Source organism: Yinghuangia sp. YIM S09857, assembly GCF_051388915.1.
In the GTDB taxonomy this organism is placed as follows: Bacteria; Actinomycetota; Actinomycetes; order Streptomycetales; family Streptomycetaceae; genus Yinghuangia.
Genome location: NZ_JBPKBH010000001.1, coordinates 370,014 through 382,981 on the forward strand (window position 1 = coordinate 370,014; position 12,968 = coordinate 382,981).

General features: G+C 72.3%; 9 protein-coding genes. 2 read left to right on the forward strand and 7 right to left on the reverse strand.

Annotated elements, in window-relative coordinates:
* Positions 1 to 157: 157 nt before the first annotated feature.
* The 4 genes from ACRX5S_RS01645 to ACRX5S_RS01660 all read right to left on the reverse strand — a co-directional run bounded on the left by ACRX5S_RS01645 (position 158) and on the right by ACRX5S_RS01660 (position 4,161).
* Positions 158 to 1,045, reverse strand: a complete 888-nt coding sequence (locus ACRX5S_RS01645; RefSeq protein ID WP_436770843.1) for a LysR family transcriptional regulator — start codon at positions 1,043 to 1,045, stop codon at positions 158 to 160.
* Positions 1,042 to 1,635 (reverse strand): TetR/AcrR family transcriptional regulator, encoded by a 594-nt coding sequence (locus tag ACRX5S_RS01650; protein WP_436770844.1) that lies wholly within the window; start codon positions 1,633 to 1,635, stop codon positions 1,042 to 1,044. Before ACRX5S_RS01650 ends, ACRX5S_RS01645 begins: the two co-directional genes overlap by 4 nt.
* 154 nt (positions 1,636 to 1,789) lie before the next feature.
* Positions 1,790 to 2,704: an SDR family NAD(P)-dependent oxidoreductase gene (locus ACRX5S_RS01655; protein ID WP_436770845.1), complete on the reverse strand. Its 915-nt coding sequence runs from the start codon at positions 2,702 to 2,704 to the stop codon at positions 1,790 to 1,792.
* A gap of 32 nt (positions 2,705 to 2,736) precedes the next feature.
* A complete protein-coding gene (locus ACRX5S_RS01660) occupies positions 2,737 to 4,161 on the reverse strand; it encodes a tetratricopeptide repeat protein (RefSeq protein ID WP_436770846.1) in 1,425 nt (474 codons plus the stop codon).
* Positions 4,162 to 4,485: 324 nt separating this feature from the next.
* Between ACRX5S_RS01660 and ACRX5S_RS01665 the strand changes: the two genes are divergently transcribed.
* Positions 4,486 to 6,747 carry an MMPL family transporter gene (locus ACRX5S_RS01665; protein WP_436770847.1) on the forward strand — a complete coding sequence of 754 codons (2,262 nt, stop codon included), beginning with the start codon at positions 4,486 to 4,488 and terminating at the stop codon, positions 6,745 to 6,747.
* Positions 6,748 to 7,414: 667 nt separating this feature from the next.
* Here ACRX5S_RS01665 and ACRX5S_RS01670 read toward each other — a convergent pair.
* Positions 7,415 to 8,377, reverse strand: a complete 963-nt coding sequence (locus ACRX5S_RS01670; RefSeq protein WP_436770848.1) for an alpha/beta fold hydrolase — start codon at positions 8,375 to 8,377, stop codon at positions 7,415 to 7,417.
* 116 nt (positions 8,378 to 8,493) lie between these two features.
* Here ACRX5S_RS01670 and ACRX5S_RS01675 point away from each other — a divergent pair, with 116 nt between their 5' ends.
* Positions 8,494 to 9,183: a TetR/AcrR family transcriptional regulator gene (locus ACRX5S_RS01675; protein ID WP_436770849.1), complete on the forward strand. Its 690-nt coding sequence runs from the start codon at positions 8,494 to 8,496 to the stop codon at positions 9,181 to 9,183.
* Between the two features lie 82 nt (positions 9,184 to 9,265).
* Here the strand turns inward: ACRX5S_RS01675 and ACRX5S_RS01680 are convergent, their stop codons facing one another.
* Positions 9,266 to 10,486: a serine hydrolase domain-containing protein gene (locus tag ACRX5S_RS01680; protein WP_436770850.1), complete on the reverse strand. Its 1,221-nt coding sequence runs from the start codon at positions 10,484 to 10,486 to the stop codon at positions 9,266 to 9,268.
* Positions 10,487 to 10,615: 129 nt separating this feature from the next.
* On the reverse strand, positions 10,616 to 12,646 hold the full coding sequence (locus ACRX5S_RS01685) for an ATP-binding cassette domain-containing protein (RefSeq protein ID WP_436770851.1): 2,031 nt from the start codon (positions 12,644 to 12,646) through the stop codon (positions 10,616 to 10,618).
* Positions 12,647 to 12,968: the final 322 nt, after the last annotated feature.

Genomic DNA, 12,968 nt, shown 5'->3' on the forward strand with positions numbered 1-12,968 from the left:
ACTACCTTGCGTGGCCACACTGTTCGCACCGCCCGGCCCGAGCAGCCCCACCTTTCGCCTCGGCCCCGCCCCGTCCCGTGGCCGAACAACGCGTATCTGGAGGCGGCGACGGTTCAGCGCGTGCTACCCGGCCCGACCACGCCGCTCCCGTCCCTCCTCAGATGTACTCCGTCTCCTCCACCCCCCGCGCCTGCGCGTACGCGCACAGCAGGCGCGCCTCCGGGGACAGCGGGCGGCGGGTCCACACCAGGGCGACCGTACGCACCAGCGGCGGCGACAGGGAGCGTACGGCGACGGAGGGGGCGAAGCGGTGGGCCAGGTCGCGGTACCACAGCACCGAACCGTGGCCCGCGGCGACGCAGGCGACCCAGGCGCCGCGTTCGTCCGTCTCCATGACCACGCGCGGCCGCACCTCGTGCCGGGTGAACCACTGCTCGAACTGCCGGCGGCGAACGCTGCCCGGGGTCGGCAGGATCATGTCGGCGCCGTGCAGGGCCTGCCACGGCACCGGGTCGGGCAGCCGTGCCCCCGGTGGCGACACGAGCACGATCTCGTGGTGGTGCAGCGGCTGCACCCGCAGGTCGGCCGGGACCGGCAGGTCGACCAGCACGATGTCGACCTCGCCCTTGCGCATCGCCTCGACGGCCAGGTCGGGCCCCTCGTACGGGCACGCGTCGGCGGCGATGTCCGGGTGCCGGGTGCGGAACGCCGGGAGAATGTGGCTGATCAGCTCGATCGCCAGGCTCTGGGTGGCCCCCACGACCAGCCGTCCGCCGCTGCCGGTCTCGTCCTCGGGCTGGAAGGTGTCCTCGATCGCCCGCACCCCGCTCAGGATGCGCTTGGCGAGGTGGGCTATGCGCGCGCCCTCGGCGGTCGGCACGACGCCGCGCCCGCCGCGGACGAACAACTCGGTGCGCAGCTCCCGTTCGAGCGATTGCAGGGCGCGCGAGAGTGCGGACTGGTCCACGAACAAGGCGTTCGCCGCGGCGGTCATGCCCCCGTGTTCGACCACCGCCAGCAGATAGCGAAGCTGCTGGAGGGTCACTCGGCCTCCCGCCCGGCGTCCGCCCCGGGGACCAGGATCGCCCGGAACGCCGCCCGGATGTCGTCGGTGCGCAGCGGCTCGGGGGAGACGAGCCCGAGCATCGAGATGCCGTCCATCGCCGCGGTCAGCGCCATCGCCTGGGCGGGCGTGGTGCGGCGGGCGAGCATCGCGGCGGTGGCGGTCGAGTAGACCGTCGCGAGTTCGCGCAGTTCCGGGTGGCGCATGGCCGCGACGGTCAGCTCGAAGTCGACCACGACCTGCCGCTGGTACCCGGCGTGCGCGAAGACGATGAGGTCCGCGATGGCGTCCGCGAGCCCTTCCGGGCCGATGTCGCCCAGCGACTCGGCCCATTCGTGCATCCACGCGACGTAGCGGCGCACGACGCGTTGCAGCGCGACGTAGCGCAGGTCGTCGATGGTCGCGAAGTAGTACGTCGTGGAACCCAGCGGCACCCCGGCCTGCCGGGCGACCGCGCGGTGCGTCAGGCCGTCGAGGCCGTGTTCGAGCAGGACTTCCTCGGTGGCGGCGATGACCCGCTCGCGGCGCCGGGGGTCGGCAGGCCCTCGTGGCGTACGGTCGCGCGACAACATCGGGACCCCCTCCCTCGGACGCCGTGACACCGTACCGAGAACCGGAACACGTGTACACAGATTCCGGGAGGCGGGCGGGTGAAGGGCAGGCGAGGGGAGGGGATCCGTCGCAAATCAGCTTTGCGGCAACGGGATCCGCAGGAAACGACCTGGTTCAGTTGACGACTTCGGCCGCCTCCTGGCCGCTCGGCCGCGGCGGCGGCCAGCCGGGAACCAGCCCGAGGTCCTTGCACACCTTCTGCGCGCGCACGATCTCGCCGCAGTACGCGTCCGCGTCGGGCGACGACGCGAGCCATCCGATCACCTCGCCCGGCACCTCGGCCGGGGCGCTGCGGAAGTGCGCGCTCAGGTGCTTCGCCGAACCGCGGGCCTTCTGCGCCTCGGTGATGATGTGCCCGGGGTCGACGTTGTACGCGCGCAGGCCCTGGTCCCGGTACTCCGCGTGCAGAACCCCCGCGACGCGCGCGAACGCCGCCTTGGAGGCCGCGTACGCGACACCCCACCCGCCCGCGCCCGCGGGCCCCGGCGGGTTGAGCGTGGCCGAGCCGGACGTCATGTTGATGACGTACGACCGCTCCTGCCGCAGCAGGTGCGGCACCAGCTTCTTGATCAGCACCAGTTGGTGCAGGTAGTTGCCGGTCAGCATGTTCTGCGCGGCGTCGAGCGGCAGGTCCAGGAGCCGGTCCATGGCGCCCGGGCCCTGGTAGATGGCGTTGTTGAACAGCACGTCGACGCGCCCCCACGCGTCGAGGGCCGCGTCGCACGCCGCGGCGATCGAGTCCTGGTCCATCAGGTCCATGCGCAGCGGCAGCGCGCGGCGGCCGAGCGCCTCGACCTCGCGCGCGGTGGTCTCCAGGCTGCCCGGGACGGCGACCGATTCCTGCGGGCCGCTGGACGTGGTCGGTCCGGTGCGGCCCTCGCCCTCGCGGAGGGTGCGCGCGGTCAGCACCACGTCGTACCCGGCCCGTGCGAGGGCCAGGGCGCCGCAGCGGCCGATGCCCCGGCTGCCGCCGGTGACGAAAGCGACGGGTGCGCCTGCCGTTTGGTCCGGCTGAGTGGGAGTGCTCATGATCGCACCCTGGCAGATTTAGTTGACCATGTCTAGTACTTCGCGCCGGGGTCCGGCGCCTCTCCGGCCGCCAGCTTCCCGGCCCGGTCGCGCGCCGCTGCGGCCTCGGCCGCCCGGCCCAGCCGCTCGGCGAGCCGGGCCCGGGTCAGCCAGTTGTACGGGCTGCTCGGCCGCACCCCGATGCGCTCGCTCAGCAGCGTCCGCGCCACGTCGTCCCGCCCGGCCCGGATCGCGGCCTCCAGCAGCGTCTTCTGCACGGCGTCGCGCTGCGCGTGGCTGCCGCCGTACGTGTTGAGCCGGGTCCGCAGCGGCAGCAGCAGGTCCGTCGCCTGGTCGTACCGCCCCTGCGCGTACGCGATCAGGGCCCGGCACACCGGCACCCCGACGTCCTCGGTCATCGCGTGGTTCGACACCCCCGGGTGCGGCGTCGCGAGCCACGCCTGCCGGTCGCGGACCAGCGCCTCGGCCTCCGCGACCCGGCCCGCGCCCAGGTAGGCCATCACCGCGTGCACGTCGTTGAACGCGTAGAACGGGCCGTCCCGGCGCGCCGCCCACGCGTCCGCCAGCTTCGACCACCGCTCGGACTCGTCCTCCCCGGCCAACAGCAGCCGCCACAACAGCGCGGAGGCGTCCAGGAGTTCCATCGCCAGGCCCTCGGACTCCTCGTTGTGCAGCGCCGCGTCGTAGACGGCCAGCGCGCGCGCCGCGTCGCCGGACTCGATCGCGTACAGCGCGTAGTGCCACCAGTTGTGCACGTTCAGGTAGTTGCCGCTCGACCAATCGTCGGTCCGCGCGTCGAGGTAGGCGATGCCCTCCGCGAAACGCCCCTGCATCTCGTACGTGTGCACCACGGCGTGGATGCCCCACACGTCGCGCGGATTCGCCTCGACCGCGGCCAGCCCGACCTGTTCGGACCGGTCGTAGTGCCCAGACTCCTCCAGGCCGAACGCGTACATCCCCAACAGCGGCCCGTGGTGCGGGTCTTGCTCGTCCCACGCGGACAGCGCGCCGCCGACCCGGTCGCGCAGCCGCCCCGCGTCGCCGGTGAAGAAGTCGATCTGGTGGCCCACCGCGAGCGCCAGCAGGTCGTGCGGGTGCGCCACCACCAGGTCGCCCAGCAGCCGCCCGGCGGTGTGGAAGTCGCCGTCCAACCACGCCGACGCCGCATCCACGTGCGCCAGCTCGCGCGGGGTGGACGCTGCCCGGTCCAGCCCGGCGCGGAAGCGCCCGAACCGTTCGCGCGCCTCGGCGGCGTCCGACTCTTCGGTGCCCAGCAGGCCCAGGTACGCGGAGAACACCTGCGCCAGCGGCGAACGCGGCGCGGCCGCCACCGCCGCGGACGTCTCGCGGCCGACCTCCGGGCGGAAGAACACCAGGGCGTCCAGGGCCCGTTCGAGGTGCCCCGCGGCCTCGTCGCCCGTCTCCGTCATCGGCTGTCCGTGCCGGTCGGCGGTCATCGCCACTCCCATCCCGGCCCCGCCCACGGAGGCCGCAGTGCCATCTGTACCGATTCAACCCCCTTCCAGGTCACTGGTGCGGTGACCGCGAACGTTCGCCGGTTCTCGCCGAGAACCGGCGAACGTTCGCGGTCGGCGCACCAGGTGGGTCCAGGCAGCGCCCAACAGTGGGTCTAGCCCCACCCCGACCGGCGGCTGGAGGCAATGTCCGCCGCCCGACCCGCGAACAGACTCGAATCCGTGGACGACACGTCGAGGAACACGCACAGATCGCACGCATCGCACACGCCGGGGACCACGAATGGACGAGGGGACGGGGTCGGCATGAGCCCGCACGGAACGCCGCAGCAACGGCCGTACGAAGTACCGCGGCAGCGGACCCGCAAGAAGCCCGCCACCGTGCGGGTCGCCCGCTGGAGCGCCGCCAACCCGTGGCGCGCCATCGGCATCTGGGTCGCGCTCGTCGTGGCCTGCCTCGTGGTCGGCGGCATCGCCGGCACCGAGAAGGCCACCAACAGCGACCTGGGTGTCGGCGAGGCCGGCCGGGCCGGGGACATCGCCCGCGAATACGGGCTGGTCCCGCCCGCCACCGAGAACATCCTCATCACCGCCAAGGACGGCAGCCTCGACAAGGCCGAGGCCGAGCGCGCCGCCGCGCTGGCCGCCGAGCGGGCCAAGGGCGCCGAGCACGTCGCGTCCGTCGGCACCACGCTCGTGTCCGCGGACGGCGGCGCGTACCTGGTCCCCGTCGACCTGGCCGGCGACCCCGACAAGGCCACCGACCACATCGGGTCGCTCGTCAAGGCCACCAAGTCGGTCGCCAAGGAGTTCCCGGACCTGCGCGTCGAGCAGATCGGCGACGGAACCGGCGCCAAGGCCATCGAGGAACAGATCGGCAAGGACCTCGGCCAGGCCGAGCTGTTCAGCCTGCCCGTCACCCTGGTCATCCTGATGGTCGCCTTCGGCGCGCTGATCGCCGCCGCCGTCCCGGTCGTCCTCGCGATCACCGCCGTCGGCGCCTCGGTCGGGCTGTACGGCCTCGCCTCCGCGGTCTTCCCCGACCCCGGCACCGCGTCCAGCATCATCATGATGATGGGCATGGCGGTCGGCGTGGACTACTCCCTCTTCTACGTGCGCCGCGAACGCGAGGAACGCGCCAAGGGCCGCGGCCGACTCGACGCCATCGAGATCGCCGCCGCGACCTCCGGGCACGCCGTCGTCGTCTCGGCCGTCGCGGTCGCCGTCTCGATGGCCGGGATGTACGTCGCGGGCGACGCGATCTTCTCCGGCCTCGCCACCGCCGGGATCATCGTCGTCATCGTCGCCTGCGGCGGATCGCTGACCGTGCTGCCCGCGCTGCTCGCCAAGCTCGGCAACAAGATCGACCGACCGCGCGTCCCCGTCCTGTGGCGCCTCACCGCCCGCGAGGACCGCGAGCCGCGCGTCTGGAAGGCCCTGCTGCGCCCCGCGCTGAACCACCCGCGCCGCACGCTCGGCATCTCGGTCGTCGCGCTCGGCCTGCTCGCCCTGCCGGCGTTCGGGATGAAGCTCCAGCAGACCTCGTTCGACGACTTCCCGCGCGAGATGCCGCTGATGCAGACGTACGACCGCATGACCGCCGCGTTCCCGAGCGAGCACGCGGCGACCGACATCGTGGTCCTGGCCCCCGCGGGCAAGGAGGCCGCGACCCGCGCCGCGCTGGACGACGCCGTCGCCCGCATCCACGACAACCCGCTGTTCGTGAAGGACGAGCGCACGGACGTCAAGACCTCCGCCGACGGCCGGGCCTTCTCGGTCCAGGTGACCTCGCCCTACGGCAGCAACAGCAGCAACGCCAAGGACGCGCTCACCGAACTGCGCGACGAGATCCTGCCGTCCACCGTCGGCACCGTGGAGGGCGCCGAGTCCGCGGTCGCGGGCGAGACCGCGGAGAACCGCGACTACGCCGAGCACGTCATGGACAAGCTGCCGCTCGTCATCACCTTCGTGCTGCTGCTGACGTTCGTGATGATGGCCTTCACCTTCCGGTCCGTGGTCATCGCGCTCAGCGCCATCGCGATCAACCTGCTGTCCGCGCTCGCGGCGTTCGGCCTGCTGGTCGTCGTGTTCCAGAACCAGTGGGCGGAAGGCATCCTGGACTTCCAGTCCAACGGCGCGGTGATCTCGTGGCTGCCGCTGTTCCTCTTCGTGGTGCTGTTCGGCCTGTCGATGGACTACCACGTGTTCGTCGTCAGCCGGATCCGCGAGGCGGCGGCGAGTGGGCTCAGCACCCGGGACGCGGTCGAACGCGGCATCACGTCCTCGGCCGGTGTCATCACCAGCGCGGCGATCGTCATGGTGTCGGTGTTCGCGGTCTTCGCGACGCTCAGCATGCTGGACATGAAGCAGATGGGCGTCGGCCTCGCGGCCGCGGTCCTGATCGACGCGATCGTGGTGCGCATCGTGGTGCTGCCCTCGCTGATGGTCCTGCTGGGGCACCGCAACTGGTGGCCGGGCAAGCTGCCCGGTGCCGGGCGCCGCGCGGTGCCGACCGCGCCTGCCGCGCCTCCGACGCCGCCGTACACCCCGAGCGGGCACGTAGGCTGACGGGTCGAATGTCGGACGCGTGAACCGTGCCACCGGGGCCCGCAACTCCTCCTGACCGCAGGGGAGTTGCGGGCCCTGACCCGACGCCGCCCGCCCCCGGCAGGATCCTCATGCGGTACGCATCTCCTCGGGTCTCGCGGTGTCCGAACGCCTCGCTCGTCATCACCGAACAATGCGCCGACCCGCAGGAGTTGGACGAAGGCGTTGAGTTACGCCGCCGCGATCCGCGTGCCAGGCCCCCGCCCCCGTGCTCTGCCGCCCCCAACCACGCTCCGATCCTCCGCTCCCGCTCCACCCTCTCCGCTCCCGCTCCCCGCCCCCGTTCCGCTCTGTGCCCCCTCCGCTCGGGCTCCCCGCTCCCGTTCCGCTCTCGCTCTCCGACTCGCCCTTCCGCGTCATGCCTCTCCCCTTGCTCGCCGCCCTTGAGGCGGCGATCTGCTCGTGCAACGGCCGGGGCGATGGGTGACGCGGAAGAGCATGTGGAGCGCCCGCTGCTGTCGAGGCCGCCACTTGGAGTGCGCGCGTCGTCGTCCTTTTGCCCCTGCTGTCCGCCCTTCCCTCTCCGCCCGCGCCGGAGGCGAACGGTCGGACGGCGGCCGCGTGGGTGGGGGTTGTTCCCGCACAGTCGGCGGGTGCGGATCCTGATCGGTGGTGAGGGCGCGGGGCGTCAGGTGCGTGGTTGGGCGGCGCGTGCGGCCAGGGCTGCGACCTCCCCGGCGACGTCGTTCCACAGTGCCGCCGGGAGGTCGTGGCCGACGCCCGGGAGGGTGACGAGGCGGGAGCCGCGTACCAGCTTGTGTGTGGCGTGGGCGGCCCGCACCTTCAGGATCGGGTCCTCCTCGCCGTGCAACACCAGGGTCGGGTGGCGCAGTTCGGACAGTTTGGCGCCGTGCCACTGGGCGCCGATCTGGCGGCTCTGCGCCTTCTTGTCGCGCGGCCCGCTGTCGACCTCGGCCTCCACCCACGCGCGGGCGGCCTCCTCGTCGAACGGGTGGCCCGGCGACGCGACCCCGCGCCACACCGCGAGCGAGGCTTCGATGTCGCCCTCGCGGCCGTCCGGGAACTTGGTGCGCGCCAGCTTCGCCAGCAGCCCGAACCGCAGGTAGCGCAGCACCCGCAGCCCCGCCACGTCGCTCGGCACCGCGGCCGACGAGGTGACGCTGAGCACGCGGTCGGGGTGCCGCAGCGCGACCCGCTGCGCGATGAGCCCGCCCATCGAGTGCCCGAAGATGTGCGCGCGCTCCCAGCCGAGTTCGTCCATCACCGCGACCGCGTCGTCGGTCATGTCCTCCGAGGTGTATGCCTCGCCGCGCTTGCCGAACAGCGCCTTGAAGGGGTTTCCGGTCTTGGTCTCCGGCATCCGCGTCGACTCGCCGGCGTCGCGCTGGTCGTAGCGGACGACCTCGAACCCGGCATCGGCGAACGCGTTGCTCAGCCCGTCCGGCCACCAGAAGCGCGCGGTGGCGAGGCCCATGACGAGGAGCAGCGGTTCGCCGCGCGAGCCTTCGAGGCGGTCGTACGCGATGTCGACGCCGCCGTTGCGGGCGTACTGCGTCGCGGTCCAGGTGCGGGGGATCGGCGGGACCGGCGTGTCGGTCTGCCCGGAGCCGTCGGTGGCGGCCGTGGTCATGGTGGTCTCCCTTCCCGGGGGTCGGCGGTCCACCCGGTCAATAACTGCGATCGTTGTTCGCAGTTATTGCACAGTACCCTACTGCATACGCCGTTCGCAGAAAGGGGAAGGTCGCCGTGGCCGCCGCCGACAGCATCTGGCTCCGCCCCGAACGCGCCTCGCGCGGCCCGGCGCCCGGCTACGACAGGGACGCCCTGGCCGCGGCCGGTATCGCGCTCGCTGACGCCCAGGGCCTCGCCGCGGTCACCATGCGGGCCGTCGCGGACGCGCTCGGAGCCGGCCCGGCCTCGCTGTACCGCTACATCGCCACCCGCGAGGAACTCGTCGAACTCATGGTCGACCGCGCACACGCCGGGATCCGCCTCCCCGAGCGCACCGGAGACTGGCTCGCCGACCTGCTCGCGCTGGCCCGCGAGACCCGCCGCGTCACCCTCGACCACCCCTGGCTGCTCGACGCGACCGCGACCCGGACACCGCTCGGCCCCAGCACCGTCGCCTACCTCGAACACGCCCTCGCCGCCGTCGCGGAGGTCGACGTCCCGACCCGCGACAAACTGGAGGCCATCGCGGTACTGAGCGCGGTCGTGGCGGCGCTGGCGCGCACCGAGGTCGCCCAGGCCCGCGGCGGCCGGACGATCCCGGAGTGGCAGCAGGCCCAGGCCGCGTACCTCACCCACGTCGCCGCCGCGGGCGAACACCCTTACCTGGCCGCCGCGTTCGCCGACCAGAGCGCGGAACCGGAGCCGGTGGAGCAACTCTTCACCCGCATCGTGACAGGCGTGCTCACAGGCCTGCTGCGCCCTTGACCGGTGTGGACGCGAGCGACCGAACCCCCTTGAGTCCAGCGCTACTCAGGGCATCCGGCGCCCGCGGTGCCCCGCGATCCGCTCAGTCGCGCAGCAGCGCGCAGACGAAGTCCTCCTGCACGGCCCGCAGCCGCTCCAACAGCACCGGATCGGCCGTCTTGTTGACCTGGACGCTGACCGAGAACGTCAGCGAGCGCCGACCGTCGGGCGTGGACGCCGCCAACTGGGTGTATCCGGCGGTGTTGCCGGTATGCCCGTACACCACGCCGCAGCGGGTCGTGTAGCGGAAGATGCCCAAACCGGCGTCGTTGTGCCCGGGGCCCGCCGGCTCGGACGCGCCGCCGCCGACGAACGCGGTCTGCTGCGCGTACTCCGCGGGACCGGCCAGTCGTCCGCTCGCCCACGCACGCATGAAGTCGCCGGTTTCCGCCGGCGTCGACGTGACCGCGCCGGACGCCCACACGCCCGACATGCCGAACAACTCGCTGACGTCCTCGGGCGCGTCGGGCGGGTCGACGAAGTAGCCGTGGATGTACGGCTCGTGCATCTCGAACCCGGACGGCAGGCTGGTGCGGCGCAGGTCCAGAGGGCGGAACACCTGGGTGGCGAGGAGGTCTTGGTACGACTGCCCGGTCGCCGCCTCGGCCATCAGCGCGACGGCGATGTTGTCGGAGTTCGAGTACTGGTAGCGGCCGCCCGCCGGGAAGTTGAGCGGCTTGTCGGCCACGAAGTCCAATAGGCGCCGTGAGTCGAACACGTGGTGCGGATCGGCCCGGATGACGGAGCGGAACGACTCGGCGTCGCTGAAGTCGGGCAGGCCGCTGGTGTGGTTGAGCAACTGACGCAGCGTCACCGCTCCCCAGGCGGCGGGCAGTTGCGGCAGGCGTTCGGCGAGGGTGTCGTCGAGGTCCAACAGGCCACAGCGGACGAGCGACAGCGCCACCGCGCCGCTGTACGCCTTCGACGCACTCGCCAGCCGCATGAAGTCGTGCGGTGTGGGCGGACGCGTCGTGCCCACCTCGGACACCCCGGCCCGGTAGACCTTGCTGCGCCCGTCCTCGTGCAGCACCGCGATCACGCCGGGCGGGCCGTCCGGCCGTGCGGTCAGCTCGACCAGCTGCCGCCGCAGCTCCTCATCGCCTCCATCGCCGTAGCCGTTCCCGTCCGCACCGCCGTGACCGGCCTGCGCCGCGCCGGGCGCCAGGGCGATCCCGGTCACGAGCGCGACGGCCGCCCCCTTGGCGGTGATCCGCTTGGCGAGTCCCATCCGGCGCCCTTCCGACGAGACAGTGACGTGAGGCATCACCGGAAGCATGAGGACGCCGTACGCCCACACCCGGCACCCGGCCGTGCAACACGACGAAATTCCGCCTTTCGGCCGCGCCCTCGTCGCGTGGCGTCACCCGCCGACCGCACGTCCCGGGTCCCGTTGTCAGACCGTGTCAAGCGGTGCGCCGTCGTCGGCCTTCGTTGCGTCGCGGCCGTACTGGGCGGCCTGGAGGGTGTACATGTCGGCGTAGGGGCCATTGGCGTCCATCAGGGTCGTGTGGGTGCCGTGTTCGATGAGGCGGCCGTGGTCGAGGACGTAGATCTTGTCGGCCAGGCGGGTGCTGGCCAGGCGGTGCGTGATCAGGATGACGGTCTGCCCGGCGTCGGCGAGGGAGCGGATCTTCGAGAACGCGGCTATCTCGGAGCGGGCGTCGAGGGCCGAGGTGGGTTCGTCCGCGATGATCAGGGCCGCGTCGCGGTAGCGGGCGCGGGCCAGAACGAGGCGCTGCCACTGGCCGCCGGACAACGCCACGCCGCCGACGTACGAGCGGTCCAGCAACGTCCCCCAGCCCTTGGGGAGTTCGTCGATGACACTGTCGGCCTCGGCGTACTCGGCCGCCGAGCTGAGGCGGGCGTCGGGGTACGCCGCGCGGGGCGTCGTGAGGCCCGGTCGCTCGGGCGACGAGCGGGGACGCCCGATGGCGACGTTGGCGGCGGCGGTGAACGGCCACTCGGTGAACGACTGTGATACCAGGGCGACTTGGGAGAAGAGGTCGTCCCGGTTGAGGTCGTTGTCGTCGGTGCCGTCCCACAGGATGCGGCCGTCGTCGGGGCGGTACAGACCGGCGATGAGCTTGGCGAGGGTGGTCTTGCCGGAGCCGTTCTCGCCCACCAGGGCGATGATTTCACCGCGGTCCAGAGTCAGCGAGACGCCGTCGATCGCGGGCTTCTCGCGGTCGGGGTAGGTGTAGGAGACGTTCTCGACGGAGATCCGGGACGGGAACGCCGAGACGGGGACGCCCCCTTCGGGGATCGCGTGTTCGTCGCACAGTTGGCAGGCGCGTTCGTAGTCGGCCAGGTAGAGGCTCTGCCGGTACGTCGCCTGGACCTCGGTGACCAGGCGCGACAGGCCGCCGGTGCCGGTGCGGATGGCCAGGACCGCGGTGCCGGACGCTGCGAGGTCGGTGCGCCCCGAGAGCACGAGCCAGGCCAGGACCGCGTACGTCAGCAGCGACGCGAGGCCGGACAGTGACGACGACGTGAGCCCCGTGACGGCCTCCGCCCGGGCGAGCCGCGTCTCCTCAGCCTCCCGGGCGGCGGCCATGCGGCGGTAATGGTGCAGCAGGTACGCCCCGACCCCGTGCACGCGGACTTCCTGCGCGGAGTTGCGGTCCTTGAGGTGCCACGCCAGTTCGTGCTGCTGGCGTCCGTGGTCGATCCAGGCCTGGGTCGAGCGGTAGCGGCGGCGGGCGTCCCGTACCGCACCCCAGGCCTGGGGGAGCGTGATGAGGATCAGGAGAGGCAGGAGGATCGGGTGCAGCACGGTCAGCACCGCGCTCGCCGCGGCGAGGGAGATCAGCGCGTTCACGATGCCGACGCTGTGCCCGATCATCCGGCGGGACGCGTCGGTTCCCCACCCGGCCGACTGGAGTAGGCGTTTGAAGTCGCCGTCCTCCAGGGTGCGCATCTCCACGCGCGCGACCTTGGTCATGAGTGTGACCTCGGCGGCGCGTTCGACCTTCGGTTCGAGGCGGCCCGCGGCGACGGTCGACAGCGCGTGCAGCAGAGCCGTCAGGGCGCCGGAGATGGCGACGGCGACGAGTGCGGGCAGGGCGTTGCGCACCCGGTCGGGCGTCGGCCCCTGCGCGAACAGCCCGACCAGGACCTGGTTGGTGGCCAGCAGACTGAACGCGCCGGTCAGGCCCTGCCCGAGTTCCGCGGCCGCCACCATGACCATCGCGCCGCGATCCGCCTGCCAGGCGAGACGCACGGACTGCGCCACCAGCCGCGGGAGTTGCCGGAACGTATCGAGAAGCGTCAGCTCCAGATGGGCCGCGCTGTGCCGGTAGTACGCGTGGTCGACCTTCAGGTCCCCGCCGAAGAGCTCGTGCCCGGACGCCACCCCGTCCGCGACCGCCTCCGCCGCGCGATCTCGCCCCCGCCCCCGCCCCCAAACCCGCCACCAGCCGCTCACCCGATCACTCCCCCCGGAAGACCCACGCGACAGCAGTCCAAAGCGCACCACAACTCTGTCCGCGCCGAGGCCGTCCGCCAAGCCATCCCCAGGGGGCGCGCGAAGCACAGCAAGGGGGAGGGGAGTTCGCCCCGGGCGCCCTTGCGCAAGGAGCCGATGTGTGAGTGACGGCGGACCAGAAGCGCCCTCCCAGGTCACGCCCTTCCCGGCTCCCGCACTCGGCCCAGGCCGTGCACCCGGGCGCAAGAAGCGCCGCCCCCGAGCTCACCCGCCGGTCGCGGTCATTTGCTCACGTACTCACCGCGCACGTGGTCTCCCGCTC

Bases quoted from the DNA above. Each gene is read 5' to 3' on its own strand.
- ACRX5S_RS01655 (WP_436770845.1), bottom strand. From the start codon at position 2,704: ATGAGCACTCCCACTCAGCCGGACCAAACGGCAGGCGCACCCGTCGCT.
- ACRX5S_RS01665 (WP_436770847.1), top strand. From the start codon at position 4,486: ATGAGCCCGCACGGAACGCCGCAGCAACGGCCGTACGAAGTACCGCGG.
- ACRX5S_RS01670 (WP_436770848.1), bottom strand. From the start codon at position 8,377: ATGACCACGGCCGCCACCGACGGCTCCGGGCAGACCGACACGCCGGTC.
- ACRX5S_RS01680 (WP_436770850.1), bottom strand. From the start codon at position 10,486: ATGCCTCACGTCACTGTCTCGTCGGAAGGGCGCCGGATGGGACTCGCC.
- ACRX5S_RS01650 (WP_436770844.1), bottom strand. From the start codon at position 1,635: ATGTTGTCGCGCGACCGTACGCCACGAGGGCCTGCCGACCCCCGGCGC.
- ACRX5S_RS01660 (WP_436770846.1), bottom strand. From the start codon at position 4,161: ATGACCGCCGACCGGCACGGACAGCCGATGACGGAGACGGGCGACGAG.